The 26,227-nt window shown below is 65.4% G+C and carries 22 protein-coding genes, 1 tRNA gene and 1 riboswitch; of the genes, 11 read left to right on the top strand and 12 right to left on the bottom strand.

Features of this window, described 5'->3' with window-relative positions; genetic code table 11:
- Positions 1–19: 19 nt before the first annotated feature.
- The 3 genes from IPP90_20000 to IPP90_19990 are packed head-to-tail and all read left to right on the top strand — an operon-like array spanning position 20 to position 3,809.
- Positions 20–1,405, top strand: coding sequence for an insulinase family protein (locus IPP90_20000; protein ID MBL0172943.1), 1,386 nt, complete (start codon positions 20–22; stop codon positions 1,403–1,405).
- Positions 1,405–2,865: an insulinase family protein gene (locus IPP90_19995; GenBank protein MBL0172942.1), complete on the top strand. Its 1,461-nt coding sequence runs from the start codon at positions 1,405–1,407 to the stop codon at positions 2,863–2,865. Before IPP90_20000 ends, IPP90_19995 begins: the two co-directional genes overlap by 1 nt.
- On the top strand, positions 2,862–3,809 hold the full coding sequence (locus IPP90_19990; GenBank protein MBL0172941.1) for a sulfurtransferase: 948 nt from the start codon (positions 2,862–2,864) through the stop codon (positions 3,807–3,809). The genes IPP90_19995 and IPP90_19990 overlap by 4 nt, the downstream gene beginning before the upstream one ends.
- Positions 3,810–3,818: 9 nt before the next feature.
- On the opposite strand, the gene IPP90_19985 is transcribed toward IPP90_19990, so the two are convergent.
- Positions 3,819–4,187 carry a hypothetical protein gene (locus IPP90_19985; protein MBL0172940.1) on the bottom strand — a complete coding sequence of 123 codons (369 nt, stop codon included), beginning with the start codon at positions 4,185–4,187 and terminating at the stop codon, positions 3,819–3,821.
- A complete protein-coding gene (locus IPP90_19980) occupies positions 4,157–4,639 on the bottom strand; it encodes a polymer-forming cytoskeletal protein (GenBank protein ID MBL0172939.1) in 483 nt (160 codons plus the stop codon). Before IPP90_19980 ends, IPP90_19985 begins: the two co-directional genes overlap by 31 nt.
- A gap of 346 nt (positions 4,640–4,985) precedes the next feature.
- Here IPP90_19980 and purE point away from each other — a divergent pair, with 346 nt between their 5' ends.
- The 5 genes from purE to IPP90_19955 all read left to right on the top strand — a co-directional run bounded on the left by purE (position 4,986) and on the right by IPP90_19955 (position 11,848).
- Entirely contained in the window at positions 4,986–5,465 is a 480-nt protein-coding gene (purE, locus tag IPP90_19975; GenBank protein ID MBL0172938.1) for a 5-(carboxyamino)imidazole ribonucleotide mutase, read from the top strand.
- Positions 5,462–6,649 carry a 5-(carboxyamino)imidazole ribonucleotide synthase gene (purK, locus tag IPP90_19970; protein MBL0172937.1) on the top strand — a complete coding sequence of 396 codons (1,188 nt, stop codon included), beginning with the start codon at positions 5,462–5,464 and terminating at the stop codon, positions 6,647–6,649. The genes purE and purK overlap by 4 nt, the downstream gene beginning before the upstream one ends.
- Positions 6,650–6,712: 63 nt before the next feature.
- Positions 6,713–7,957, top strand: coding sequence for an acetate kinase (locus IPP90_19965; protein ID MBL0172936.1), 1,245 nt, complete (start codon positions 6,713–6,715; stop codon positions 7,955–7,957).
- Between the two features lie 250 nt (positions 7,958–8,207).
- Positions 8,208–8,285, top strand: a riboswitch (SAM riboswitch).
- 42 nt (positions 8,286–8,327) lie between these two features.
- Positions 8,328–9,728 (top strand): O-acetylhomoserine aminocarboxypropyltransferase/cysteine synthase, encoded by a 1,401-nt coding sequence (locus tag IPP90_19960; protein ID MBL0172935.1) that lies wholly within the window; start codon positions 8,328–8,330, stop codon positions 9,726–9,728.
- On the top strand, positions 9,725–11,848 hold the full coding sequence (locus IPP90_19955) for a homoserine dehydrogenase (protein MBL0172934.1): 2,124 nt from the start codon (positions 9,725–9,727) through the stop codon (positions 11,846–11,848). Before IPP90_19960 ends, IPP90_19955 begins: the two co-directional genes overlap by 4 nt.
- Positions 11,849–11,865: 17 nt before the next feature.
- Here IPP90_19955 and IPP90_19950 read toward each other — a convergent pair whose 3' ends face one another.
- Positions 11,866–13,074, bottom strand: a complete 1,209-nt coding sequence (locus tag IPP90_19950) for a P1 family peptidase (GenBank protein MBL0172933.1) — start codon at positions 13,072–13,074, stop codon at positions 11,866–11,868.
- 115 nt (positions 13,075–13,189) lie between these two features.
- On the opposite strand from IPP90_19950, the gene IPP90_19945 reads away from it, so the two are divergent.
- Genes IPP90_19945 through IPP90_19935 form a run of 3 tightly spaced genes read left to right on the top strand, consistent with a single transcriptional unit; the run spans position 13,190 to position 15,696 of the window.
- Entirely contained in the window at positions 13,190–14,281 is a 1,092-nt protein-coding gene (locus IPP90_19945; protein ID MBL0172932.1) for a hypothetical protein, read from the top strand.
- A gap of 41 nt (positions 14,282–14,322) precedes the next feature.
- A complete protein-coding gene (moaC, locus tag IPP90_19940) occupies positions 14,323–14,859 on the top strand; it encodes a cyclic pyranopterin monophosphate synthase MoaC (protein MBL0172931.1) in 537 nt (178 codons plus the stop codon).
- Between the two features lie 30 nt (positions 14,860–14,889).
- Positions 14,890–15,696, top strand: coding sequence for a transglycosylase SLT domain-containing protein (locus IPP90_19935; GenBank protein MBL0172930.1), 807 nt, complete (start codon positions 14,890–14,892; stop codon positions 15,694–15,696).
- Between the two features lie 32 nt (positions 15,697–15,728).
- On the opposite strand, the gene IPP90_19930 is transcribed toward IPP90_19935, so the two are convergent.
- The 9 genes from IPP90_19930 to IPP90_19890 form a co-directional block, all read right to left on the bottom strand.
- On the bottom strand, positions 15,729–17,402 hold the full coding sequence (locus tag IPP90_19930) for a transglycosylase SLT domain-containing protein (GenBank protein ID MBL0172929.1): 1,674 nt from the start codon (positions 17,400–17,402) through the stop codon (positions 15,729–15,731).
- A gap of 60 nt (positions 17,403–17,462) precedes the next feature.
- Positions 17,463–17,933 (bottom strand): hypothetical protein, encoded by a 471-nt coding sequence (locus IPP90_19925; GenBank protein ID MBL0172928.1) that lies wholly within the window; start codon positions 17,931–17,933, stop codon positions 17,463–17,465.
- 87 nt (positions 17,934–18,020) lie between these two features.
- Positions 18,021–18,542 (bottom strand): phosphatase PAP2 family protein, encoded by a 522-nt coding sequence (locus tag IPP90_19920; GenBank protein MBL0172927.1) that lies wholly within the window; start codon positions 18,540–18,542, stop codon positions 18,021–18,023.
- A gap of 94 nt (positions 18,543–18,636) precedes the next feature.
- Positions 18,637–20,355 (bottom strand): M1 family metallopeptidase, encoded by a 1,719-nt coding sequence (locus IPP90_19915; protein MBL0172926.1) that lies wholly within the window; start codon positions 20,353–20,355, stop codon positions 18,637–18,639.
- A 26-nt stretch (positions 20,356–20,381) separates the two neighbouring features.
- A complete protein-coding gene (locus IPP90_19910; GenBank protein MBL0172925.1) occupies positions 20,382–21,032 on the bottom strand; it encodes a response regulator transcription factor in 651 nt (216 codons plus the stop codon).
- Positions 21,029–22,834, bottom strand: coding sequence for a GAF domain-containing sensor histidine kinase (locus tag IPP90_19905; GenBank protein ID MBL0172924.1), 1,806 nt, complete (start codon positions 22,832–22,834; stop codon positions 21,029–21,031). Before IPP90_19905 ends, IPP90_19910 begins: the two co-directional genes overlap by 4 nt.
- A complete protein-coding gene (locus IPP90_19900) occupies positions 22,834–24,477 on the bottom strand; it encodes a mechanosensitive ion channel family protein (GenBank protein MBL0172923.1) in 1,644 nt (547 codons plus the stop codon). Before IPP90_19900 ends, IPP90_19905 begins: the two co-directional genes overlap by 1 nt.
- Before the next feature lie 15 nt (positions 24,478–24,492).
- Positions 24,493–24,565: transfer RNA gene (locus IPP90_19895), tRNA-Lys, on the bottom strand.
- A 67-nt stretch (positions 24,566–24,632) separates the two neighbouring features.
- Entirely contained in the window at positions 24,633–26,102 is a 1,470-nt protein-coding gene (locus IPP90_19890) for a hypothetical protein (protein MBL0172922.1), read from the bottom strand.
- Between the last annotated feature and the right edge of the window lie 125 nt (positions 26,103–26,227).

Genomic DNA, 26,227 nt, shown 5'->3' with positions numbered 1-26,227 from the left:
CCGCCCCTCCCGCCCCGCCATGTCGCATTCGTCCCGCCCGCGCTTGTTGGCCACCGCGATCGTGCTGGCCTGCGTCGCGGTTCCGCTCGCCGCACAAGCGCCGCAGGCACCGCGAATTCCCTTCGAGAAATTCACCCTGCCCAACGGGCTCGAAGTCATTCTGCACGTGGATCGTTCGGTTCCCATTGTCACCGTGAACGGATGGTACAAGGTCGGATCCGGCGACGAGAAGCCTGGGCGCACCGGATTTGCCCATCTCTTCGAACACATCATGTTCATGGGCTCGGAGCACGTGCCCGTTGGCAAGTTCGACGAGTGGTTGGAAGCGGCGGGCGCGAACAACAACGGTTCGACCACCAACGACCGTACCAACTACTACGAAACCGGTCCGTCCAACGCCCTGCCGTTGATGCTGTGGCTCGACGCCGATCGCATGGGCTGGCTGTTACCGACAATGGACAAGCCCAAGGTCGACCTCCAACGCGACGTGGTGAAGAACGAACGACGGCAGAACACCGATAATGTGCCGTATGGACGCGCGTTCGAAACGCTGCTGCCGGTCATGTTTCCCCCGGATCATCCGTACTCGTGGCCGGTGATCGGGTCGCTGACGGATCTCAGCAAGGCCTCCCTGGACGACGTCAAGGAATTCTTCCGGAAGTACTACGCACCCAACAACGCCAGCATCGCCATCGCCGGCGACTTCAACCCGGATTCGGCCAAGGTCTGGGTGCGCAAGTATTTCGGGAGTATCCCGCGCAACACCGATGCGCCCGTGCGTCCGACGGTTCCGATGGTGAGACTGGCCAAAGACACGGTACTGGTTCTGGAGGATCGCGTGCAATTGCCGCGATTGTACTACGCGTGGCATGGCACCAAGGCGCTCAGCGCCGATGAGCCGGCGGTTGATGCGCTCTCGCAGATTCTGGCCGGTGGCAAGAGTTCGCGCCTCTATCGAACGCTGGTGTATGAAAAGCAGATCGCCCAGGACGTCAACATGGGCAATGACGCGAACAAGCTCGATGGCATGATCCTCCTGACCAGTACCGCCAAGCCCGGCGTGCATCCCCGGCAGATTGCGGCGGAGTTGGATGCGGCCATTCGTGAGGTGGCCGACAACGGCATCACCGAACGCGAACTGACCCGGGTGAAGAACGGGGTTCGCGCCTCGTTGCTGGATGAATTGTCCTCGGTGCTTGGCAAGGCCGATCGACTCAACTACTACAACTATTTTGCCGGTACGCCGGAGTACATCGAACAGGATCTCGCGCGCTACGAACGTCTGACGGCGGCCGACGTGCAACGCGCCGCCCGAACGTTTGTGGCCGGTCGACCCAAGATCATCCTGACCGTTGTGCCAGAAGGCAAGAAGGAACTCGCGTTCGCGCCCGGAGGGGCCAACTGATGCCGCGCTTCACTCGCACGATGGGCGCGGCAGTGCTGCTGCTCGCCGCACCGCAGGGACTGTGGTCGCCACTTCGGGCGCAAGCCAAGCCCGCCTCGACGACACCACCACCGTTGAAAGCACCGAAACCGCTCACGCTGCCCGCGATCACCGAGCGGACCCTGCCCAACGGACTGCGCGTGGTGATTGTCGAGCAACACGAGTTGCCGATCGTCGACGTGGTCCTGGTGGTGCGGACTGGCGCCGAGGCAGATCCGCCAGGCAAGGCGGGGCTCGCCACGCTCACCGCCAATCTGCTGGACGAAGGCGCCGGCGCTCGCGATGCGCTCGGCATTGCCGAACAAATCGGCTATCTCGCCGTGCGCCTGAATACCGGCGCCGCACTCGAGCTCAGCCAAGTGAGCCTGCATACAACACGGGCGACCCTCGACAGCGCCCTCGCGCTCATGGCCGACGTGGCACTCCGCCCCGCGTTCGCTGAAAAGGAGTTCAGTCGATTGAAAAGCGATCGCTTGACGTCGTTGCTGCAGGAAGTTGATCGCGGCCCCGCCATCGCCGACCGCGCGTTTGCCGCAATCGTCTTTGGCGAGAACCATCCGTACGGCCGGTCCACCAGCGGCACCCGCGAGGAAGCAGACACGTTCACGCGGGACGATGTGACCCATTTCTGGCAGACGTGGTATCGGCCCAACAATGCGACCCTCGTAATTGTCGGCGATCTCACCACGACCGAGGCAATGACACGCGCAACATCCGCGTTCGGCGGCTGGACACGCGCCGAGTTGCCGGTCCAGGCCCGCATTGCGCCGTCACCGGCCAAACCGACCACAGTCTACATCGTCGACAAGACCAATGCCCCGCAAACGTCATTTCGGATTGGCGGTATTGGCGTGGCGCGAAGCACCAAGGACTACTACCCCTTGATGGTGATGAATACGGCACTGGGCGCATCATTCACCGCCCGACTCAATCAGAACCTGCGGGAAACGAAGGGGTACACGTACGGCGCGAGTTCGGGATTCTCCATGCGACGCCAGCCGGGCGCGTTCACCGCTCGCGCGGAAATCGTCGCGGCGAAAACCGATTCGGCACTTATCGAGTTCATGAAGGAGCTCAACGGGATACGCACGCCAATGCCCGCTGCGGAGCTGGCCAAGACCAAGCGTTACCTGCAACTGGGGTATGCTGAAGGTTTCGAGTCCACCAGCGACATTGCCGGCCAGATTGCCGCGCTCATTCCCACCGGCGTGCCGTTGGCCGCGCTAGGCACCTTCAACACCGGCATCGGCGCAGTGACGGGCGCGGATGTGCAGCGTGTTGCGCGACAGTACATTGATCCGTCAAAACTCGCGATTGTAGTGGCCGGAGACCGGGCCAGCATCGAGCCGGCGCTCAAGGCGCTCAAGATCGCCCCGGTGGAAATCCGGGATGCCAAGGGCCGCCGAGAGATCACACCGTGAGTCGCGTCTCGCGATACCAGCGCGTTCGTGCACGTTGCGCCACCGCCGCCACGTTCGCGCTGTTCGCGGTGGCGTGTCGTCACGGGAGCGCCGTGCCAGTGGCGGGCGCGCAAACGCGTTCGCAGATGCTGGTCACCACGACCTGGCTCGCGGAGCACGCGTCCGACGCCAACCTGGTGGTGCTGCACGTGGGGAACAAGGCGCAATACGATAGCGGACATGCGCCGGGCGCTCGTCTGGTGACGTTGGCGGAGCTCTCGCTCCCGCAGGTCGAGGGCGGGTTGACGCTGCAGATGGGAACCGTCGCACAACTCGCGGCCTGGGCCACCGCCAATGGCATCGGTGACAAGTCGCGCGTCGTCGTGGTGCCACACGACGAGAACCTGCAGTCGGCCACGCGGGTGTTCATCACCCTGGCCTATCTGGGCGCGTTCGAACGGACGTCCGTGTTGGACGGCGGCTTCAAGGCGTGGAAAGCCGAAGGGCGTGCGGTGACAAAGGCCGCTCCCTCCGCTGCGAGCGCGGTCACGTTTACGCCACGACCACGACCGGAACTGATCGCCACGCTGGCGCAGGTGGAGGCCATCTCGAAGGATTCCGGTCGCACGGCCCTCATCGATGCGCGCCTGCCACGCTTCTACAATGGGGACGGTGGTGGGTATCCGCGACCCGGGCACATCCCCACCGCCGTCAATATTCCCCTGAACACCGTCAGCACCAACGGGTTCATGAAGCCGGCATCCGAGCTCAAGACGCTCTTGGCGCAGGCGGGTGTGAAAGGCGACAAACCCATCGTCACCTATTGCCACATCGGACAGCAAGCCACGGTGCTGTGGTTCGTGGCCACGCTGCTGGGATACGACGCCAGGATGTTTGACGGGAGCTTTCAGGAGTGGAGCAGCACCACCCGATTGCCGGTGGTCGCGCCGCCGCCCAAGGAATGACGCGGTCGGCTACGGCTTGAACACCTCCACGGACACGGCAAACGACCGTTTCGACCCGCCCAGCAGCGCACCAACACTCACGACGTGACGCGCGACTTCCACCCCGCGTTCGTCGGTCACGCTGATCAATACCGAATACTCCCACGGCGTCATATCCGCCGCATGTTCGACCGTGCCCTCCACACGAAGCGCCACTTCCCTGAGCCCGGCGCGCACCACCTCGTCCTTGGTGGCCTCGAAGCGCAGATGTTTTCGGCACGCCGGACACACGCTGGCGCTTTCGAGAATCGTCTGGCGGCAATGCGGACAGCTGCGCGAGGCGCCGATCGGCGAGCGCCGTGCCGAGCTCACGGCGTGCGCGAACCCGTTTCCGGCCATCCGAATTCCGCCTTGCCACGCATGCGCGAACCGGCAGCCACCGTGAGCGAATCGGCCGTCAAATCGCCGATCAGTACGCCCGTGGCCAGCAAGTCGACTCGAGCCGCCGCATCGACGTTCCCTTCGAGATGTCCACCAATCGCCACCGTCTTCGCCCGCACGGCACCGGTCAGGGTGGCGCCGGCTTCGATGGTGAGATTGCCTTGCACGTTGACATCACCTTTGAAGCGCCCGGCAATCCGAATGTCGCCCGACCCTTCAATCTTGCCCTCGATGTTCAGGTCAGCCGAAATGATGGACTCTTTCATTCGCGGCTCGGGTATCGCAAGGGGCCTGACGGTACTCGTGGCATATTCCATATTCGGCTCTGCCTCTCGACTGACGGCGACGTCCGTGGCAGCCACCGCCGTCGACGTACTCTTGGCGGGCGAGCCTGGATTCCAGATAGCCATGTGTGCAGTCTCCATGCCGCGCGACCCGTCGGGCGGCCCGTTCAGGAACGTTCTCAGCATCCTCTACCGGGAACGCTAGTCGAACCATGGCAGCGACACTGTGACCCAGATCATGCCATTCTGAAATTCCGGGATTGTCCGTCTCGGGCCTTTGCTCGGCGGCAGGGTCTTCCGCGACGAGGCGGTCCTTGAGCCGCCACCGCAAGCCTCCAACCAGCATTTGGCCGCGCCGCGAGTAGTGCGATAGCTTACTCCGACTACGAACCCCTCGTCTTCGGAGCCTGTCGTGCACGCTGCTACAGTTATCCCTGCTGCCTCCCCGGTGACCCCGCTGGTCGGGGTCGTGATGGGCAGCGCAAGTGACTACGACACGCTCGCGCCGGCCTGCGAGATACTCGCCGAGCTGGGCATTCCCTACGAGGCGCGGGTGGTGTCGGCGCATCGTACGCCGGACTGGCTGTTCGAGTACGCCGAAACCGCCCAACGGCGCGGACTGCGCGCAATCATCGCCGCAGCAGGTGGTGCGGCGCACCTGCCGGGGATGTTGGCTGCGAAGACACTGGTGCCGGTACTGGGCGTTCCCGTTGTCGCCACGCCGCTGAATGGACTGGACGCGTTGCTGAGCATCGTCCAGATGCCGGCTGGTGTTCCCGTCGCCACCTTTGCGATCGGCAAGCCAGGTGCGGCCAATGCGGCGTTGTACGCCGCGCAGTTGCTGGCCGCGCACGATGCGACGTTGCTTGCCGCTCTTGTCGCGCGTCGCGCTGCCAAGGCGGCGGACGCCTTGGCGCGTCCCCTGCCCGCCCCCAACGCCATCGCACCGTGAGCGGCGGCCCGATCCTGCCGGGCGCCACCATCGGCTTTCTCGGGGGCGGTCAGCTGGGGCGCATGACCGCATTCGCCGCCCGATCGATGGGATACGACGTCCATGTGCTTGATCCTGATCCGGCGTGTGCGGCACGTGCCATCGCCTCGCGCACCATTACCGCGTCGTTCAGCGACGTCGATGCCGCCGTGGATCTCGCGCGACATTGTGACGTGCTCACGCTTGAAATTGAACAGATTCATCCTGACGTGCTGCAGGCGGCGGCCGAGCATGCGCCAGTGCGTCCAGGTCGCGCACCGGTGTACATCATTCAGGAGCGCATCCGGCAGAAGCAGTGGCTGGCGACACAGGGATTTCCGCTCGGCGCGTTCGTGACCGCCGACTCGGCCGAGGCGATCGCCCACGCCGTCACCACCCTTGGGCCCTGCATCGCGAAATCCACGCATGGCGGGTACGACGGTCGGGGACAGGTGCGATTGTCCGCTCCGGATCAGGCGTCCAGCGCGTGGCAGGCGTTGGGCGAACGCACCTGTCTGGTGGAACAGCGTGTCGACATCGACTACGAAATCAGTGTGCTGGTGGCGCGACGTCCGTCGGGTGCAACGGCGGTGTACCCGCCCTCGCGCAATCATCACACCAACGGCATCCTGACGTGGGCCGTCGCTCCCGCCACCATCGCCGACCGCATGACGACGCGAGCGCAGACGCTGGCGGTGGCCATTGCGGAACGCATCGACGTGGTCGGTGTGCTCGCGGTGGAATGCTTCGTCACGCGCGAAGGCGAGCTGCTGGTGAACGAGTTGGCGCCGCGACCACACAATACGTATCACCACAGCGAACGCGGATTCGCGACCAGCCAGTTCGAGCAATTGGTGCGCGCCATCTGTGACCTTCCGCTGGGGAGCACCGCGCTGCACGCCCCCTCGGCCATCGTCAATCTCCTGGGCGAGGTGTGGTTGCATGACACGCCGCCTGACGTGACGCACGCACTGGGCGTGGCAGGCACGCGCCTGCACCTGTATGGGAAGGCCGGCGCGCGTGCCGGTCGAAAGATGGGACACCTTTCGGCAGTCGGTGACAGTGCGCAGGACGCACTCAGCCGCGTTCTCGAAAGTTATCGACGCTTGTCACCCGGCACGTCGGACAGTTTCGACGTGCACGAGCCCGTGTTGCCGCATCACTGAGCCGTTCACCTGGGACCGCCGACATGGCCCTCTACACGCCCCTTTGATGTCCGACACACCCCCATGAACGTCCTCGTACTCAATGCAGGATCCGCGACGGTGAAGTTCCAGGTGGTCGTCACCGATGAATCCACCATCGCGTCGAATTCCGATCGCGCGTTGGTGCGTGGTCAGATTGAACGCATCGGCGGCGAATCGGTTATCACTGTGCGGATGGCCGATGGCTCCACGCGCACGCTCACCGCGTCCCTGCGCGACTTGCGTGCGGCCGTGGAGTGGGTCGTGGCCTACGTGACGCAGGCGGACAGCGGAAGCGGTCTGCGTTCCCGAGCGGACGTGCATGCGGTCGGCCACCGCGTGGTGCATGGCGGCGAACAGTTTCAGGACAGTGTGCTGGTCGACGACGCGGTGCATCGGGCGATCGAAGCCATGATCGAATTTGCGCCACTCCACAATCCTCACAATCTGCGCGGCATCGATGCGGCGCGAGCCGCCTTGGGGGCAGGTGTTCCGCAGGTGGCCGTCTTTGATACGGCGTTCCATCAGTCGTTGCCCGAGTACGCGTACCTCTACGCCATTCCGTATCCACTGTATCGGCGTCACAAGATTCGCCGATACGGATTCCACGGGACGTCTCATCGCAGTATTGCGTGGCAGTGGCGGCGGCTCACGGGCCGGGCACGCAGCGACGTGCGGATCGTGACGCTGCACCTTGGCAACGGCTGTTCGGCCTGCGCCATTCAAGGCGGCCGGTCCATCGACACGTCGATGGGATTCACGCCACTGGAAGGGCTGGTGATGGGCACCCGTTCGGGCGATATCGATGCGGCGCTGCTGGACTACATCGCGGCGAAGGAGGGACTGTCGCTGCCACAAGTGGAGTCATTGCTCAACCAGCAATCGGGTCTGCTGGGTATCTCCGGATTGACCAATGACATGCGCGATCTGCTCGCCGAGGCCCACGAGCATCAGGATCGGCGCGCACGCCTGGCCATCGAGATCTTCTGTTACCGGGTCCGGAAGTATGTCGGCGCGTACCTCGCCGCGCTGGGCGGCGCCGATGCCATCGTTTTCGCGGGAGGCATTGGCGAGAATTCGCCCGAGATTCGCACGCGCATCTGCGAGGGCCTCGCGTGGGCCGGACTCACCATCGACGAGGCGGCGAACGCGCAACTGACGGACGGACGCGAAGGCCGCTTCTCGACCGAGGGTGCGTCCCTGGAAGCATGGGTCGTGCCGACCGACGAGGAACTGCTGATCGCGCGCGATACGTTTCGAGTGGTGGCGGGGATAGAACCGCCCATGTAGATGGTCCTGCGGTCGGCGTGAATGCGGAGGCTTGACCTTTTCGCGTTGCACACCGATACTGTGATGTGCGCGGCGATTTTCCCGATTTGACGGGCCGCGCACCAGTGCCTGTGGCACTGGCCTTCCGTCTAAGTCGTGGCCCTGACGGCCCGCGACGAGCAATCGACGCGGGCCGTCATTCGTTTCGGCCCGCGACATGATGGGTGCAGTATCGTCGTTGCGACAACTGATGAGACCGGTGACTCGACGTTGAGCCGCCCGTGGTGATTTGCCGCCGATTGCCGCCACGCAAAACAAGGAGCTAAACCGCGACCGCGCTCTGCGCCGTGTGTGTATTGGCGGCACTCAACCATTCCTGGAGAGTGCCACGATGTCCGACAGTACCCGCAGCACCCATGGCGGTCACGCCACCGCCGTCCGCCCGCGCCGCGCAGAAACGCTCGCGCTGCATGCCGGTCAGGAGTGCGCCGATCCGGCCACCGGCGCCCGCGCGGTGCCCATCTACGCCACCACCTCGTTCGTGTTCGACAGTCCGGAACACGCCGCCGACCTGTTCGGCCTGCGCGCGTTTGGCAACATCTACTCGCGCATCAACAATCCCACCGTTGATGTCTTCGAGCGGCGCGTCGCCGCGCTGGAAGGCGGCGTGGCCGCGGTCGCCGTCGCCAGCGGTCAGGCCGCGCTGACGCTGACCATGCTCAATCTCGCGGAAGCCGGCGACAACATCGTGGCGTCGCAGTCACTGTACGGGGGCTCCGTGGCGCTCTTCACGCACACGTTGCCGCGCCTGGGAATTCGCACGCGATTTGTCGACATTCATGACCACCGCGCCGTGGCCGCCGCCATCGATGGTGGCACTCGCGCGATCTATGTCGAGACCGTGGGCAACCCCGCGCTGGACGTGCCCGACCTTGAGGCGTTGGCCCGGCTGGCGCACGACTTCAACGTACCGCTGGTGGTCGACAACACGTTCGCGCCGATCCTCGCGCGACCATTCGACCACGGGGCGGACATTGTATTGCACAGTGCGACCAAGTGGATCGGAGGCCACGGCACGACGATTGGCGGAGTCGTGGTGGACGGCGGGCGCTTCGACTGGACCGCAACCGCCCGTTTCCGCCGGCTCTACACCGAGCCGGAACCCGCCTATCATGGATTGCGCTTTGCCGAAGCGTTCGGGAATGTGAACGGGGCCAATATCGCCTTTGCCGTGCGGTTGCGCGTCCTGCTGTTGCGGGACATCGGCGCGTCGCTCTCGCCGTTCAGTGCGTTCCTGTTTCTGCAGGGACTGGAAACCCTGCCGCTCCGCATCCGGCAGCACAGTGCCAATGCGCTGGCCGTGGCGTCGTTTCTCGCCGCCCATCCCGCGGTCTCATGGGTGCGCTATCCCGGGCTCACGTCGCATGTCACGCATGCCAATGCTGATCGCTATCTCACCGACGGCTTCGGCGGTGTGCTGACCTTCGGTGTTCGCGGCGGCGAAGCCGCGGCCACGCGCTTCATCGCCAAGACGGGACTCTTCTCGTTGTTGGCGAATGTGGGTGATGCCAAGAGTCTCGTCATCCACCCGTGGACCACCACCCACGAGCAACTGAGCGAGGCAGAACGTCGCGCCGCGGGTGTCACGCCCGACCTCGTGCGTCTGTCGGTTGGCCTGGAGCACCTGGACGATCTGCTTGAGGATCTCGATCGCGCACTCGCTGCCGCCGTGGCCGTCGACGCGCACCGGACCACCACGGCCGGCCCCCAGCGTGGCGAGAGTGCCGCGTGAACCAGCTCAAGTCATCGCGCGTGCGTCCGGACCCGGTGGTGGCGCACCGTACGCCAAGCCGCCCCAACGCGACGCAGGGGGCATGGCCAATCCGCGAGCAGGTGCTGACGTTTCACAACGTGTCGCTTGAGTCCGGTGAACGGTTGGAGACGCTGGACGTGCGCTATCGCCTGGAGGGAGCACTCAACAGCGCGCGCGACAATCTCGTGCTGGTCGTTCATGCGTTAACCGGTACCGTGAACGCCACCGACTGGTGGCGCGGCGTCGTCCGCGAAGGCGGCGCGCTTGATCCCGCGCGGCATGCGGTGCTCACCACGAACTTGTTGGGCGGGTGTGACGGAACCACCATCAGGCGTGGTGATGGCGTGCGCCTGTCGCCACCGATCACGACGCGCGACCAGGCGGCGGTTCTGGCACGCGTGCTTGATGCGCTGGGTGTGGCCACGCCGCTTCTCGTGTGCGGTGGGTCACTGGGCGGACAGGTTGCGCTCGAATTTGCCGCGAGTTTCCCCCAGCGCGTGCGCGCCGCCGTCGTATTGGCCGCGCCCGCCGCGCAGACCGCGCAGGGATTGGCCTGGAACGCGATCATGCGGCGCGCGATTGCCATTGCGGGCCCGCGCGAAGGCCTCGCGCTTGCCCGCATGGTGGGCATGCTCAGCTACCGGACACCTACAGGACTCGAGCAGCGCTTTGGTCGCTCGCGTGGGACCAACGGCACATTCCTCATGAACGAGTGGCTCGCGGCGCACGGAGAGAAGCTGGTCGCGCGGTTTGATGCGACGAGCTACGCCACCCTGCTGGATGCCATGGATGCACATGATGTCGGTCGTGATCGTGGCGGCATCCCGGCGGCCCTGTCGGCCGTCGGCGCCCGCTTGACGGGCGTTGGCATCCCTGGCGATCAACTCTATCCCGCTGAATCGGTGCGCGAGTGGACCCGGGCCGTTGGTGCGCAGTATGTCGAACTCCCTTCGATCCACGGTCATGATGCGTTCCTGCTCGAAACGGCCCGCGTCAGTGACATTCTCCGTCGCGCGATGGAACGCGTGGTGGATCCGCCCGCGGCGCCGACGAACGAGACCGCCGCCGTCATGGAACGGAGCGCGCCCGCCCGCGACACATTCGTTCGGAGCGCGCGCACCGCGCGCACAGCAACGCCAATTCATTCACAGACCCTTCGGGTCGCGCTCGCCGGCTGCGGCCATGTGGGCGGCGGACTGCTGGACCTTCTGTCGGAGCCCGGCCGCGACCGGCGTGCGGTGCTGGTTGACCGCGTGCTGATACGCGACGGTAGTCGGCGGCGCCCTTCGCTCGAACAGGCCATCGCACACGGCAGTGCGTCGCCGCAGGCGCGGGTGATCGATCCCACCGTATTGCTCGATGATGATACCGACGTTCTGGTCGAAGTGATCGGTGGCACCACCACGGCTCGCACGCTGGTCGAAGCCGCATTGCAGCGAGGCATCCGCGTTGTTACAGCCAACAAGGCGCTCCTGGCGGCACGCGGCCCCGAACTGGTGGCCCTTGCACACGCCCACGGAACGCGAATCGATTTTGAAGGAGCCGTGGCCGGTGCGATTCCCGTCATCCGTTGCATTCGCCACGGTGCGGCCGGCGTCGGCATTCACTGCATCAGCGGCATTCTGAACGGCACCAGTAACTTCGTGCTCGACTGCGTGACCGAAGGGGCATCGCTCGCCGAGGCGATTGGTCGCGCGCAACAGCTCGGATACGCCGAGGCCGATCCAACACGCGATTTGTCCGGGGAAGACGCAGAAGACAAACTGCGGGTACTCGCGTGGCTGGTGTTTGGCATCCATCCGACGACGCTGACGGTGGTCCGCCGCGGGATCGACGCCGAGACCGCCAGTTGGGCCGCGCGGGTGGCGGCAGAGGGAGACCGCGTGAAACTGATCGCCAGTTGCGCCGTCGAGCACGGCGCCTTGGTGGCCCGTATCATCCCCACGCGCGTGTCGCGTGACGACCCATGGGCCGGAGTGAGCGGTCCCACCAATCGTATCGTGATCGAGAGCACGTCGGCAGGCGCACTGGTGCTTCAAGGGACCGGCGCGGGCGGACGCGCCACCGCCGGTGCCGTACTTAGCGACCTACTCGGCTAGCGCCGACGACACACCGTTCAGCGAATGCCCCTGACTCGCAACAGCTGCCGGACCGAATCAACCGGCAGCGGATTCACGCGCCCGGCTCGACTGGAGACCGGAGTGGCCATCAAGAGCGCATTGTACAACGCTTCTTCGGTGGCTTCAGTCACGGCCTGGAACAGCGATGACATCGCATCGTTCCCCAGTTCCTGCATGGACGCGACGACGGCATCGGGATTGCGCCGGACCGAAGGCGCCGTCGAGAAAGCCAGGACATAGTCGCCCGATCCATTCGAGGCACTCGACCCGGTGCGCGCGAGCCCCATGACCGCCCGCGCGGCCAACCGCTGGAGATTGCGCGCGAGCACCGGCGCGTCGGTGGCAATCACGATCATGCACGATCCGTCACCATGCTCCGCCGACGCATCGCCCGGCCCGCCACCCGGTCGCCGTGCATTCTCAACATCGCGTTGAAACGAGTACCGTCCAAGCAGCACGCCAATGGGCACGCCGGCCATCTGCAATACGCCGCCATAGTTCCCCTGCACCAGAACGCCAATCGTGTATCCACCCAGCGACGCCGGAAGCACCCGTGACGATGTGCCTATGCCACCTTTCCACCCAAACATCACGGTGCCGTGACCGGCGCCAACGCTGCCCTCGGCAACCGCGCCGGTGTCAGCCTGTTCCAGGGCGCGCACCACGGCCGCACCAATACCCGGGCGCTGTCGGGTCGCGTTGAGTACGCCATCGTTCGTTTCACCGACCACCGGATTGATGGACCGCACGGCAGCATTCTCGGGCTTCCGCAACATCCATTGGGCCAGCGCATCGCCGGCCTGCCAGATGCACAGCGTACAGGTCAGCACGATCGGTGTTTCCAGTTCGCCCAATTCTCTGAGTTGTGTCGCACCCAGCAGCTTGCCAAAGCCGTTGCCGACGTGCAGTGCGGCCGGCACGCGGTCTCGAAAAAGGTCACCGCGGTGCGGGATGATCGCCGTCACGCCGGTGCGGAGCGAGTCGCCGTCGCTCACGGTGGCGTGACCGACGCGCACGCCAACCACGTCGGTAATGGCGTTCCATCGTCCGGGTGCGAACACCCCCGGCACCAATCCGATGGCGCGCGCCCGAGTTGGTTGCGCGTGTGCACTCAACGACGCGGTCCCGGACCACGCCGCGAACACCACGGCGAACCGGACGGTCGCCTTCCCTGAGAATCGCCGGACGGCGTCAAGAATCGTCATGGACACCAACGTACCGATCCGACGCGTCGGTCGCACGAGCAGGGCATGCGGCGTACGCCGCATCGAATGGTCCCCATCGCTTCACGTGAGGCGTCTGGTCCGGCATATTGGCCCCATGGCCCACCGCCCCGTCTTTGGACACCACGCCCTCCGCCAGCGCCTCGCCGCATCCTGGCACGCGGGCAGGCTGCCATCCAGCTTGCTGTTTGTTGGAAGGCGGGGGGTGGGGAAGCAACGACTGGCGTTGTGGCTTGGGCAGCTGCTCATCTGCGAGCGGGCAACCGCCGATGGACTTGAGGAGCCCTGTGGCGAGTGCCAGCAGTGTCGGTACGGAAATCGCGGCCAGCACCCCGACTTGCACTGGTTCTTCCCTCGACCGCGCCTCAAAGACGGAGACCCAACGCCGGATGACGTGAATGCCGACCTGGGCGACGCCATTGCGGAACGAATGGCGGCTGACGGCCTGTGGGCACCCTCGCTGGGCAGTGAAGGCATTCATGTGGCCACGGTTCGAGCGTTGGTACAGCAGGCCGCCGTCCGTCCGGCGATGGCATCACGAGCGGTCTTCGTGGTGGGGGATGCCGAGCGAATGGTGCCGCAGGAAGGCGCGGAATTCGCAGCGAATGCCTTCCTCAAGCTGCTGGAGGAGCCCTCACGGAGCACCACCCTGATCCTCACCAGCAGTGAACCAGGGGCGCTCCTGCCGACCATTCGTTCGCGGGTGGTCACCATGCGTGTGCCGCCGATAGGTCGCGTGGACGTTGAGGCGTTCCTTGCTGACGTCGCCGTACAGCGTCGACTCTCCGCCATCACCCTGGATGAAGCGTTCGGGCGCTCCGGCGGTGCGCTTGGCGACTTACTGGCCAGCGAGTCCAATGCTTCTTCGTTCGCATCGGCGCGGCGGCTGCTCGAGGTCGCGTTGCTGCCATCGACACCCGCCGGCGAGGCCGATCGGACCAAGGTCGCCGCGCGACAGGGGGTATCAGGCGCTCGAGGAGCATTCAGTGAGATGCTGGACGCCCTCACGGTGCTGCTTCATACACGGGCTCGACAGCTAGTTGCTTCCGGTCACGAATCCGACGCCCGCCGAACGGCGAGTGCGCTGATGGATGTCGAGTACACCAAGTTGCGCGCGCAGGGCAACGTCAGTCCGCAACTCCTCAGTGCATCGCTGCTTGGCGCGCTGCATCGCACGCTGCGTCCATAGCAAGCCTTACACCGTGCGCCATCGCGCGGACCATTCGTTCCATGGAGGTACACGTGAAGGCAGGCAAATCGGACAATCAGGGGGTGGCTGGGGAGGTCGCGCGCGAGTTAACGCACGTCGATGCGACTGGAAAATTCAGTATGGTGGACGTCGGAGCAAAGCCATTTTCCCTCCGATCGGCGTTCGCCAGCGGGACTATTCGGATGCAACTAGCTACATTTAAAGCCATACGAGACAATACCTTAGCGAAAGGTGATGTCATACCGGTGGCACGATTGGCCGGGATTCAGGCGGCCAAGCGCACGTCCGACCTTATCCCCCTGTGTCACCCTTTGCCGTTGTCCGGGGTAGAGGTTCTGGTTAACCTCGATGAGTCCCTCCCTGGCCTTCGGGTCGAGGGATTTGTCAGAACCACCGCCCAGACCGGGGTGGAGATGGAAGCGTTGACTGCCGTTTCCGTGGCGTTGCTGGCGGTATACGACATGGCGAAGGCGATCGACCGGACGATGGTGATTTCCGAGATCCTGCTGCGCGAGAAACGCGGCGGCACGAGAGGGGATTTCATCAGCGGTCCGTGATAGACCAGACGACTTGGACGGAGGACCATGATGAATATCGATCCACTTGATGGCAGCATGACTTTGGACGCGGCGGCTCGCCGACGGCGCATGCATCGCCGGCAGGCCAAGCGGCGGCTGACGCGGGTCGCGGTAGTGGCAACGGTCGTGTTCACGGCGGCGGCATTGATCACGCCTGATCGCGCGGTGGTGGCAACTCCGAAAGGAACGAGCGACGCCCGTGGCCCGATGTCGACCGTCCGCATGGTGGCCAGCGCCGTGGCTGGCGCCAGTCTGCCAATTCAACCGTCCTGGCGCCCCGCCGGAGCGGTGCTGACACGAAAGGCTACTCAGGCGCCGTCCCTCCCGTTCGGCATCGATCCGCGTGAGGTGGAGCGACGTGAATCGCTCAGCCGATGGCATCGCATCTATACATACTCCACGCGATATCGCATCAAGCCTGACCTTGCCCGGCGCGTCTATGACGCCGCCGTCACCGCCGGCATTGAGCCGGAGCTTGGTTTTCGTTTGGTACGCGTGGAAAGCGTGTTCGACACGAAGGCGACCAGCCCGGTCGGTGCCGTGGGGTTGACGCAGTTGATGCTGGGCACGGCGCGCGAGTTCGAGCCGAATGTCACGCGTGAGCTGCTACTCGACCCGGACGTGAACCTGCGAATTGGCTTCAAGTACCTGCGATCGCTGATTCGCGAGTACAAGGGCAATCTCAAGCTGGCGTTACTGGTCTACAATCGGGGACCGGCGGCCGTGCAAAACGCCCTCAGTCTGGGGATGGATCCCACGAATGGCTATGAGAGCATCGTGATGCGTGGGTATCGCGGCCGCGGCGTCCTGGACTAACGCGATTCCTCAGGACATGGCGGCGGCGAGGCTTAACGCTTCGCCGCCGTTTTCCTTTTCGCGGGTGGGGTCTTGCCGGACGACTTCTTGATGGGCGCCTTCTTCGCGCTCGGCGCTTTCGTGGCGGTCGTCGTCTTCTGCGATGTGACCTTGCGGGAGACGGCCTTCCGGCTTCCTGAGGCGCGCTTCGCCGAGGTTCCGGCGCTGGCGCTGGACCCTTTCCCGGAGGACACGCGGAGCGTCTGGCCTGGAAGCACCCGACTCCCTCTGAGTCCGTTGAGCGCCTGCAGGCGTTGCACCGTCAGGTGGTATCGCTTGGCGATGCCCCCCAGCGTTTCGCCGCGCCGGACCACATGGTAACCGCTTCTGGTCAACGCGGCCGCTGACTCTCCACCATACCGTTCGATGGAAGGATCCGGCAGGTCGCGAGCGAACGCAAAGACCTCGCGCACCGGGATTCGAACGGACTGGCCTGCGACCAAACGCCCTTTTCGTGTCGTTTTCAAGGTCGGGTTATACCAGCGCAGTTGCTTGGCCGTGACACCTTCGCGCTGTGAGAGCGCGACGGGCGTCAGCGCAGCGCCGGAAACCCGCACGGTGCGATAACCGAGTCGCTGATCCATCGACAGTCCATCCAATTGCGATGCGGCCCGCTCACCAGTGCCGCTGGGCACGTGGACCCATACCTCGCCATCGGGTGGTGTGACACCACGCAGGATGGCCGGATTGAGGTCCTTCATGACCACATTCGTTGCCCCACTGGCCGTGGCCACGGCGGCCAGGCTCGTTCCCGCCGGAACCCGCACGGAGTCGTAGGAGAGCGGTGGCGAGGAATCAACGGATAGTCCGTAGCGTCCTGGCAACTTGGCCACCAGTGCGGCGGCAATCAGCTGGGGCACGTAGTTCTTCGTTTCGGCACGAAGGTAGTCCTGCTCGGCCAGCGCGAAGAACCGGTCTTCGCCTGCCGCGCCTTCCAACTCGCTGGCAAAGCGCGTGAGACCGCGTGCCACGCGTCCCGGACCGCCGTTGTACGCCGCCGCCGCGAGATACAGAGATCCGAACTCTTTCTGCAGAAAGCCCAGAAACCGGATGGCCCCTTCGGTCGAACGAACGGGATCACGCCGCTCATCCATCCACCAATCCACCCGCAGACCGACGCCGCGCGCCGTGCTGCTCATGAACTGCCACATTCCGACCGCCGCCGCTCGCGAGTACGCGTGCGGGTCGTACCCGCTTTCGATCAGCGCCAGATACGTGAGGTCTTCCGGCATACCGCTTGCCCGCAGCTTCGATCGAATCATCGGCTCGTAGCGAGATCCTCGCGAGAGTCGCGCAGCAAAACGCTCCCGTCCGTCAGTCGTGAACAGCTGGACGTAGTGCGCCACCCTCTCGTGCGTTTCGTACGAACGCACATTGATATCCCACACGGGCTCCGCGTCCGCTCCACTGGTGGAGTCGGGATGCAACGCGGCCGTGTCTCCGAATACCGCAACCACTGCGCGCGCGAGATCGTCATCGGTCGTGACCGGCTTCGGCGTGACAACTGGCGCTCGCGATATGGGTCGCGACTCGACGGCGGCGGGACGGTCTTCGATTCGCGCCGCGGACGCGGGGGTCGCCACTGGCGTCGGTGGTGCCGATCGACAGGCTGCCACACCCAGCAAACACCAAATGGCGACGCGAGGAACTCGTTGAGGAGGGAGCACGGGCAGAAGCTATCCTGACATCGACGTCACCGACACTACCGCCCACCCCGAGAACCGTGTTCAGATCACCAAGCGCGTGAGGAGTGGTGAGGCCAGACGGTTGATGGCGTGCATCGTGGCGCGTGCGGTGCCAATCAACGCATCGTCCTCCGCCAGCGCCGCCCCGACAATGCGGGTCGCCTTCCCTTCATGATGCGCCAGCACCGCGACGACCACGATGTTCGTGTCGAATGCTCGCAGCGGCTTGACCCCGATCAAGTCCAACGTGAGGGCGCCACAGGTGGCCTGCGTGACCGCGTCCAAGGTGGCCAGCGCTGCCAACCGCAAATCACCGCCGGGGCATGACGAGCCCTCCTGCCGTCCCACCGTGCGTTGTCCGGTGGCAGGACCATCGCACTCGACCACGGCGCGAGTAAGCGCCCCGCGCGCGTGCTCCACGCGGCAGTCCACCAGACGAAGTCGCACGGTGGACTCCAACTGCTCGACGCTACTGTCGATTGTCGGGAGGCTGAAAATGGCCGGCAGGACCATGCGGCGATGTGGGCAATGGGAGTTGACCAAGGGGGTCTCAAGGCCTGACGACGACGCCCCCTGCGCGTCACACCATCGTGATCCACGTCACGGGAGGGCGAGTACGCCACAGGTGATCAACAGCGCAATGCCCTGCCCCACGACCACGTCGCCCGGATAGTGCGCGCCCAGGACCACGCGTGAGAGGCCGACCAGCAGGGCCAGCATCAACAGCGGCAGCGCCATCATCGGAAAGGCCCACGCATACGCCGCGGCGAGCGTCATGGCCGCGCACGCGTGTCCACTCGGGAACGAATAGCAGTCGGGAACGCGAATCAGTGCCGGCAACGACAGGCGGACGGTTGGTCGTTCCCGAACGGCAAACCGCTTGACGATGTGCACCACCAGGTGCGACAGACCCAGGAGCACGAGGGCGCGTCCGGCGATGGCCACGGTGACCGATGGGAGCAGCACGGACAGCACACAGATGCCGATGGACCCCCGCGCGCCGCCGACATGCGTGATGGCGGTCCAGAAACCGCGCAGGGGATGCGTCCGGTTCGCGTCAAGCGCAACACGGATGAAGAGCGCGCGATCGCGCGCATCGAGCCGAGTCAGCAGCGGTGGCATCATTGACCAGCAGTCTGGCCGACCGGTGTCGCCGTCTCGCGAACAGCGGGAAACGATGATGTAACGGCCGCCGGCGTGGCGACCCATCCGTCACTCAGGGCATCGCGTGCAGCAGCGTCACGGTGCCCAGCAATTCCACCCGTGGGTCGGCCACCAGATCGGCCACGTCGCGCACACCGGGCACCTTCACCACCACCTGTTGCGAGGGCACGGCGGACACCTGCGTGCGCACCATCGTCTCGCGGCCGTCGCGGTCGCGCACCACCAGCGTGAGTGGCGCGGCAAAGGGCGCGAATCGCGTGCCCTGCACCACCTGCATGACCAGCGATGACGTCTCCGCGCGCCACGTCCAGGTGATCGTCCACTCGGCCCATCCGGGCCGATGCAGCCACTGTGCGAAGAATGGCGTCAGGGACGTGCCGGCCCGTCGCTCCAGCAGGCGCTGCAGATTGTCCGTGGTCGCCGTGCCATGGCGATAGCGTCGCTGGTAGTCGCGCAGCGCCCCGAAAAATGCGGGGTCGCCCAACTGGACCCGCAGCATGTGCAGCACGAAGCCGCCTTTCTGGTAGCTGTTGGCGTTGAGCAACGACATCGGCATCGCACTCCCCACCGAATCCACCACCGGGCGCTCCACAACCACGGGCGCGGCCAGGATCTCCCCGCGAATACGCTGCAATTCCGCGCGGAAGGCCGAGTCGCCGCGCGATCTTTGCGTGTACACCGCCGCGAAGTACGTGGCAAATCCTTCCGACAACCAGAGATCCGCCCACCGTTGCGGAGTGACCGCGTCGCCAAACCACTGATGCGCGGTCTCGTGTGCGATGAGCGACACGCCGACGCCCTGGGTGCGAAACGCCTGATCCGAGTAGAAGATCGCGGTGGCATTCTCCATGCCCCCAAACCGCGTCGCGGACTGCACATGGTCGAGATGGGCATACGCAAAGGGGCCCGCGAGCGCCGCAAATGTCGACACGATGCGCCCGGCCTCGCGAAAGTTACCGGGCATCGTTGGCGTCTCCGGCACGAACGTCCACACCGACTGCGGTACGCATCCGCCGTCGGGCCCCGCACCGCACGCGGTACGACCCAGACGCGTCTCGCGAAGGGTTGCCGCGCCAATCACCATCAGGTAGGTGGGAATCGGTTGCGACATCGCAAAACGCGTGGTCACCCAAGGTATGCCGTCGCGGTGCGACACCGGTGCGCCGCGCGTGAGCCGCGTACCGTTGGCGACCACGGTCCGGCCGGCCGGCGCCGTCACCCGCCAGCTGACCGTCGCTTTGTCGCTCGGGTGATCGATCGACGGGATCCAGAAGCGTGCGCGATTGGGCCAGTTATCGCCGAAGGCACTCCATCCGCGAGTGGAATCTTCACGGACAATGAGTCCGTCACGGGGCGCACCATGATAGCGCACCACGACGCGGAGTCGCGATCCGTCCGAAGAACGCAAAGGCACCCGAACGGTCGCGCTGTCACGTATCACGTCGCGCGCCCGACCGTTGACCGTGACCGTGTCGACCGACAGCGCGATCAAGTCGAGTCGCAGCGTATCGACGGCACGATCCCGGAGGACCGTCAGGGTTGCGACCCCACGGACTTCGGAACCGCGTGCCGGCAGCGTCAACGCCAGATCGTAATGCTGCACGTCGATGCCCGGGGCATACGGGAAACGGTCCACAGGCCCGATGGCGCCGACGCCCGGCGAAGGGCGGGTCGGCACGAGTGGACCGGGATGCACGGCGGTTCCGGCCTGCGCGCGCGCGTGCGAAACCGAAGCCGCGATACTGCAGGCGACCGTGACGGCCATGCGCATGACACGGAATACCCTGGGGCAGTGGCTCACGGTGTCCCGGTCAGGCCGGCTTCCAGCGCAAAGCGTGTCAGTCCGGCGACATTATGGATTTCCAGTTTCTTCATGAGGCTCTCCCGATGCGCTTCCACGGTGCGACGACTGATGCCGAGTTCGGCGGCGATCGCCTTGTTGGTGAGTCCTCGGGCAACGCCATCCAGCACGTCGCGTTCGCGCGGTGTCAGCGCGCCCAACAGCACCGCCGCCGCCGGCGCTTGCGCCGGTGTCGCGGTGGTCAGGCGTTTGACCACGGCCGGACTGAAGAACGTCCCGCCGGCGTGCACCGTGCGGATGGCCGTGCGCAATTCACCTCCGGCGCTGTCCTTGAGAATATATCCGTGCGTGCCAATCCGGATGCCTTCGCGCACATACTCTGTCTGATCGTGCATGCTCAAGAGCAGCACGCGCGCGGACGGCAATAACTCGCGCAACCGCGCTGCCGCCGAGAGACCCGTCTCTTCCGGCATCGTGATATCCAGCACGACCACATCGGGCCGATGCACGAGCGCAAGCTCCACGGCCTCCCGTCCATTCGCCGCTTCGGCCACCACGTCAAACCCCGGCTCGGCGTCCAGCACGTGCCGAATGCCTTCGCGGACGAGCGCGTGGTCGTCCGCAACGAGAATCCGGATATTCGTCATACGGTCACTCCCGCCATCAACGGCAATCGTAAAGTGACTTCCGCACCCGGCGCGGCATTGCGCAGCGCCACCGTGCCGCCAACGGCGTGCATGCGCTCGCGCATGCCCGTCAATCCCATTCGACCTTCCGTCTCTTTCACCCGGCAATCCCGCCCGACGGGAAAGCCGCGACCGTCATCCCGAACGATAATGGACAAGCCACCAGCGTCGACGGTCAGCACGACCGCCACCGCATGGCCACCGGCATGACGGGTGACGTTGGACAACGCCTCCTGCAGCGCGCGAAAGAGCGCCAGATCCGCGTCGGGTGGAAGTGCCGGCACGACATCAGGCGACGTCAACGTGGCCTGCAGTCCGCTTCGCTCATTGAAGTCGGTAACGAGCGAGCGCAGCGCCGGCACCAGCCCGAGATCATCGAGCAGCGACGGACGCAAGCCACTGGTCACCTGACGGATACTCGCGATGCCCTGATCCACCAGCGACAACAGCCGATCGAGGCGCGAGAAGGCTTGCGGCACCAGCGACGGGCGCAGCGATTCCAACTGCATCTTCACCGCCGAGAAGACCTGTGCCGTTTCGTCGTGCAGTTCGCGCGAGAGGCGGCGCCGCTCCTCCTCATGCTGTCGCACCATGCGCGCCGAGAGACGCTCAAGGGCCGTGGTGCGCGCGGCCAGTTCGCCGTCGAGTTCAAACTGTTCCAGCGCGGCACCCACTTGCTGGCCCAACGCCAGCAGGAAGTCGTCATTGAGTGCCGTGAACGGATTGCGCACATCGCCCGCCATCACGAGCGCGCCGATGAGACGGTTGGCCGCCGTGACCGGCAGGGCGGCGATGAACGGAAACTCGCCGACCGACGCCACCACCTGCGGGCGTCGCGTGAGCCGCATGCGCGTGAGCGCATCGGCCACCGCTGCATGCGGAGTCGTATCCTGCCACCCAGCGCAGCTGCCGGCGCCGCGCACGAAACGACCGCCGGTGGTCTCGCCGTCGAATTGGAACATCGCGCTGCCCCGCACGCCGGGAAGTGTCAACGGCCGTGACAGCAACAGGTCCATCGGGTCGGACTGCGCATCGTGGCGCTGCAGGTCTCCCGAGAGCGCCGAGAGCGCGCGCACGCCACGTCCGAGATCGTCGAGCACCAGCAGCACCAATCCCGCCCCGACCAGCAACTCGAAGCAGATGTCGAGATAATAGCCCCACGGGGTCCACGCGCCTTGCGCCCGCAGGATCGGATAGTCGAGATGGTGAAGTCCCCAGGCGAAGAACGACACCGCCAGCAGTCGTGCGCCGGCAGATGACACAATGCGATGGTGTCGCCAGAACACCCAACCGGTCCACGCCGTCGCACCGCTGAGGAACAACACCGCCGGCAGGGCCGCCCACAAGAAGTGGTCAAGCTGATAGATCGCGATATACGACCAGACGGGCGGAAAGAGCGCGTACCACAGGTATCGCGGACGCGTTGGCGGTTGCCGCAGAAACACCATCGCCGCCCACAGGAGAATCAGCGCCGTCCACCCGGTCGTGACCTGATGCAAGTAGAGCCAGATGCGATGATTCGTGAGCAGGAAGCTCAGAATACAGAGCAGGCGCGCGACATACATGCCCCACGCGAGCGCAAACCATCCAAACCATGGCCGCTGGTAGCGCGTGTACAAATGCGCGCACAGCGCGGTCAGGCCGGTGGTGATGGCCCCCTGCAAAAGCGTGGCGGCCAGTTCCGACACCAGCAGCAGATGCGGCGAGCTGGCAAAGGCCTCCTGCACGAGCGCTGGTGCCAGCGCCGACGGCAATCCGGTCATCACTCGACGATTGGGCCAGTCACCGGCCCCACCGGTGCGCTCGCCCCATTCTGGGTCACGTGATAGACCGTGCGCGACGGCAGCGCAAACGTCGAACCGTTGCGTTCCACCACACGCAGGAATTCCAGCAGCAGGTGGTGCCGTATCATCAGGAACTCGCCCCAGTCCTGTGTCTGGAACCAGGCGAGCACTTTGAGGCGAATGGCCGAGTCCGTGAACGCCGTCACATGTACGTGCACCGCGTCGGGCCAGATCCGCTCGTGTGCGCGCAACGTGGCCTCGAGATCATCGCGAATGCGATCGATGACCGCCGACGACGTCCCGTAGGTGAGATCGATGTCGGTGCGCAACAGCATGCGATCACGTTCACCAAACGTTTCGATCCGTTCGTCCGCCAGGCGACCGTTGGGCACGCGCACCACGGTCCGGTCGTTGGTCCGAAACACAGTTGATCGCAGACCAATGCGCTCGATGGTGCCTTCCGTCGCGCCGGCCCGCACCCAGTCGCCCACGCGAAACGCGCGGTCTGCCGCGAGCGAGATCGAACCGAACAGATGTTCCACGGTTTTCTGCGCTGCCAGCGCCACGGCGATGCCGCCGATGCCCAGCCCGGCCAGCAGTGTCCCGACGGGATAGCCGAATTGCGCGAGGGCCACCAGCAACGCGACAATGGCCAGGGTGATGCGCAGGAAGTTGCCCAGCAGCGGCACCAGCGTTCGCGCTTGCGCGCCGTGGCCTGCTTCCCAGGCGACATTCTCCATCCGGTGCTGCACCAGCTTGATCACCCGGAGGAGACCCCAGAACAGCGCCAGCAGGACCAGCCCGCGTGACGCGTCGCCCACGAACGCCGACAGTCGCGCATTCAGTTCAAGCACCCCCAGCAGCGGCGCCGCCACGATCGCGCAAATCCAGAGCCGGAAGGGGCCTCGCAAATGCTCAACGAGCAGATCGTCCCAATCCGATGTGGTGCGGGCGGCGAGTCGCGTCAGCAGCGTGCGCAGCGTGCCGCCGACCAACCACGACAACAACACGAGTGCCGGCAATGCCAGCGCGAGACCGATCCACTGCCAGTAGAACACATGCCACGGTCCTTCGCGCATCAGCGTCGGCGACAGGTGGTCGCGTAGCCACGGGGCACCGAGATTCTCATACCACGCATTGACCGCCGACACCGTGGCCGGGGAGAATACCCAGCGGGAGCTGCCGTCAACCGTGGTTCGAATCAGTCGCACGGGGTCTTCGCGTCCACCGGGGCCGGCAATCAAGCCAAGGCGATCCCCGACGGCATCGCCATCCGCGGTATCACCCATCGCCAGCGGCGAGACGTTGGAAAGCGTCAGGGACAGTCGCTGATCAAGCACGACGGTCAGGCGCCGCGCCAGCGTCAGCGATTGCTCACGGTCAGCAGACGGTACGGCCAGATACCCGGCGGCGTCGGCCCAGTCACGGGCCCGGGCCAGTCGCAGAAATTCCTGCAAGGACGCGCGCGGCGACCCGGGAGACACGGTCGGCGCAGCGGTGTCGCTACCGGGGCGGGGCTGCGGCTTCCCGAGGAATTGCGCGTCGACCGGCGACGGCAACAACAAGGCCGCCGCGAGGGTCATCGCTCGCAGGCGGCCGGGGAATGGGGTGCGAGAACGCATGAGAAAAGTTAACAGTGCCCCGGCTGGGACTCGAACCCAGGACCTACGGCTTAAAAGGCCGCTGCTCTACCAACTGAGCTACCGGAGCGAGCCGCGGGTGCTTTGCGGCCGAGCCGGAATTTAGCAGGGTCGCGCCAAAGCCGAAGGGGTTCGGCTCAGCGGATGAGCGTGATCGCTCGGGGCGAGAATTTCCGCTCGGACAAAGCGTCCACCACCTCCACCCGAAGCGTAGTCGCATTGACCAGCTGTACCAGCAGCTGGTACTCGGCGCGCCCCATGCGCACCTCGTCGTCCGCGTGGTGGAGTTGGTATCGCACTATGCCTCGCGCCACGTCCACCTCGGCCGGATCGGGGTCCTCCCACGCCACCGATCGAACCCCGCGAAACCCCAGACTCCCGGCAAGGGCGATGCCCGCGGCGATGCGCACCTGGCCCGGTCGCTCGGCGTCGTACGCGAACGTCAAGGCCACCGGCGCCAGCGACATCGAGGGATCGATCTCTGACGCCTGACCCGCCGCAAAGGAATGGGTGTTCACAGCGTCAGCCACCCCTGCGCCTGCGTTGACGACGTCCACTGCGGATGGATCAAACCAGCTCCCGACCAGATAGCCCACCCGATCATAGTCGATGCGTCCATCAAGATCGGGCGCCGCGCGTCGCACGAGCCCGAACACGGCCGACCGCAACGAGTCCGTGAGGTATCGTGCAAAAAACGTCGTGTGACGACGCGACCCGTAGCGTTCCGGTCGCACCCACCGCGTTCGCGTCGTCGCGACGTCCAGCACGCGCACGGTAATCCCGTCGTTCGCGCGAGCGGGGTCCGCCGTCCCAACCGGTTCACCTGCACGCAACACACGCCCCACCCAGAGATCTCGGCGTAGCGACAGGCCGCCAAGTCGAATGCGAACTTGATCGCGCACGCGCATGGTGAGCGCGCCATTCGCCGCATCGATCTCCGTGATCAGGCCATCCGCCACGGCATGAACCACCGCAGTGCTCGGTGGGTGCAGCTGCAAACGCGCGTCCGCCGAGGGCAGCGCATCGTCGGACATAAACGTTCCCAGTGGCAGCACAGCCGACACCAGCCGTCGGTCAATTGGCAGCCGGTCCAGCGCCAACGAACCGGCGCCGCCGAACCTCGAAAGATCGCGCCATGCGCGCACGGCAAACTGCACACGGGTGCTGTCGTTGTCGTCCAGCGATGCGTCGGCGCGATACATGGTGGCGATCGTGTCATGTACGGGCAGTTGCCATCGGTCGACCGTCGCCATCCCGGAGCTGTCACTGACCGCGACTATCGTAGTGTCGTCCCGGTGCGCGTCGTGCGACGGCAAGCCGTCGCCGCCCACGGTAATGTGAAAGCGAACCACCGCCCCGCTCACCGGGCGCCCACTGGCAGCCACGACCCGCACGCGAAACACATCCGACACGGTCGTACCCATCCACGCGTCAGTTGGCGTCTCGATCGTGGCGCGACTGTCGATGCGCTCCAGATGCGCGGGCACCGATGTCGCCGGCGCCGTGCCCACGGGGCCGATCACGGTTGACGAATCACGATCGCGGCATGCGCTCGTGGCGAGCGCCAATGCGATGGTCCAGACCCGTGCACTGCGCGTGATCGGCATGCCGCCGAGTCTCGGCAGCACCCGTGCGTCGAATAACGATGAAACGCCCCCCATTCGTGACGCCTGTCACGTTACCCGTGCCTCCACGTCACAGCCAAACGAAATGGGCCGGGGATGTGACAATC

The organism is Gemmatimonadaceae bacterium, assembly GCA_016720905.1.
Lineage (GTDB): Bacteria > Gemmatimonadota > Gemmatimonadetes > Gemmatimonadales > Gemmatimonadaceae > Gemmatimonas.
Note: the sequence above shows the minus strand (reverse complement) of the source record. Positions and strands in the feature narration are given on the sequence as shown.

Coding starts and splice junctions, on each gene's coding strand:
- IPP90_20000 (MBL0172943.1), top strand. CDS start 20: ATGTCGCATTCGTCCCGCCCGCGCTTGTTGGCCACCGCGATCGTGCTG.
- IPP90_19995 (MBL0172942.1), top strand. CDS start 1,405: ATGCCGCGCTTCACTCGCACGATGGGCGCGGCAGTGCTGCTGCTCGCC.
- IPP90_19985 (MBL0172940.1), bottom strand. CDS start 4,187: ATGGCCGGAAACGGGTTCGCGCACGCCGTGAGCTCGGCACGGCGCTCG.
- IPP90_19980 (MBL0172939.1), bottom strand. CDS start 4,639: ATGGCTATCTGGAATCCAGGCTCGCCCGCCAAGAGTACGTCGACGGCG.
- purE (MBL0172938.1), top strand. CDS start 4,986: ATGGGCAGCGCAAGTGACTACGACACGCTCGCGCCGGCCTGCGAGATA.
- IPP90_19965 (MBL0172936.1), top strand. CDS start 6,713: ATGAACGTCCTCGTACTCAATGCAGGATCCGCGACGGTGAAGTTCCAG.
- IPP90_19960 (MBL0172935.1), top strand. CDS start 8,328: ATGTCCGACAGTACCCGCAGCACCCATGGCGGTCACGCCACCGCCGTC.
- IPP90_19950 (MBL0172933.1), bottom strand. CDS start 13,074: ATGACGATTCTTGACGCCGTCCGGCGATTCTCAGGGAAGGCGACCGTC.
- IPP90_19945 (MBL0172932.1), top strand. CDS start 13,190: ATGGCCCACCGCCCCGTCTTTGGACACCACGCCCTCCGCCAGCGCCTC.
- moaC (MBL0172931.1), top strand. CDS start 14,323: ATGGAGGTACACGTGAAGGCAGGCAAATCGGACAATCAGGGGGTGGCT.
- IPP90_19935 (MBL0172930.1), top strand. CDS start 14,890: ATGAATATCGATCCACTTGATGGCAGCATGACTTTGGACGCGGCGGCT.
- IPP90_19925 (MBL0172928.1), bottom strand. CDS start 17,933: ATGGTCCTGCCGGCCATTTTCAGCCTCCCGACAATCGACAGTAGCGTC.
- IPP90_19920 (MBL0172927.1), bottom strand. CDS start 18,542: ATGCCACCGCTGCTGACTCGGCTCGATGCGCGCGATCGCGCGCTCTTC.
- IPP90_19915 (MBL0172926.1), bottom strand. CDS start 20,355: ATGCGCATGGCCGTCACGGTCGCCTGCAGTATCGCGGCTTCGGTTTCG.
- IPP90_19910 (MBL0172925.1), bottom strand. CDS start 21,032: ATGACGAATATCCGGATTCTCGTTGCGGACGACCACGCGCTCGTCCGC.
- IPP90_19905 (MBL0172924.1), bottom strand. CDS start 22,834: ATGACCGGATTGCCGTCGGCGCTGGCACCAGCGCTCGTGCAGGAGGCC.
- IPP90_19900 (MBL0172923.1), bottom strand. CDS start 24,477: ATGCGTTCTCGCACCCCATTCCCCGGCCGCCTGCGAGCGATGACCCTC.
- IPP90_19890 (MBL0172922.1), bottom strand. CDS start 26,102: ATGCCGATCACGCGCAGTGCACGGGTCTGGACCATCGCATTGGCGCTC.